Here is a 745-nt window from a genome sequence, read left to right as displayed (position 1 = left end):
GTATGAGCCCGCAATTTTGCGAATCTCCGAAATAGACCAGCAACTGGACTCCTTGAAAATTGAAGAGCGTTTACTTCAAAAAAGCAACGAGCAATATGCCAAGTACCGTCAAGCAAAACCTTTACTCGAACAGCAAATACAACTAGAAACAAAGCTTTTTGCAATAAATCAACAATCATTTCCTGCAGAAGGAATTCGACGATATGAAACATTAAAAGTTCGTGTACAAGAGCTTCACATACAAATAGAACAACTTCAACAAGCTATTTTACAAGTTGAGCAACAATCAAATGGCATAGACAATTCTAAAGGATTAAAAGAAATAGATGATTTGTTGTCAAAAGAAACAGAGTGGCATCATTGGAATCTTCGCAAGCAACAGTTATCAAATGAGTTAGAGCAATTGAAACTCGACATAGAACAACAAGCTCGTTTGCTCGGCATTCAGGATGAAAATCATTTTAATCTGGTAATGGCAATGGATGTGTCTCTTCAAAAAGAAGAGTACTTCCAACAAGTCATGCTCCGGTTGCAACAAGCAGAAGAAAGTATTCGTTTTGAGATGCAAAGTCTGGAACGTTTGCAAATTGAAAGTGAAGAAAGTGTAAGGAAACTAAACCAGCTTAAGGCATCAGCACCAAGTGAAGCAGATGAGCAAGAGGTTGGAAAACTACAAAATTCGATTCGGCAATTGGCAGAATTAAAAGCGCGTCAGCAAATTGAGAAAGAGCCAACAACTCAGAAG

The 745-nt window shown here is 38.0% G+C and carries 1 pseudogene; it reads left to right on the top strand.

The features are described 5' to 3' along the window. Nucleotides 1-16: 16 nt before the first annotated feature. A pseudogene (locus tag AC1DOS_RS20410) lies at nt 17-745 on the top strand (ATP-binding protein); the annotation flags it as partial.

The sequence above is a fragment of the Paenisporosarcina sp. P5_A11 genome (genome assembly GCF_056400705.1).
Note: the sequence above shows the minus strand (reverse complement) of the source record. Positions and strands in the feature narration are given on the sequence as shown.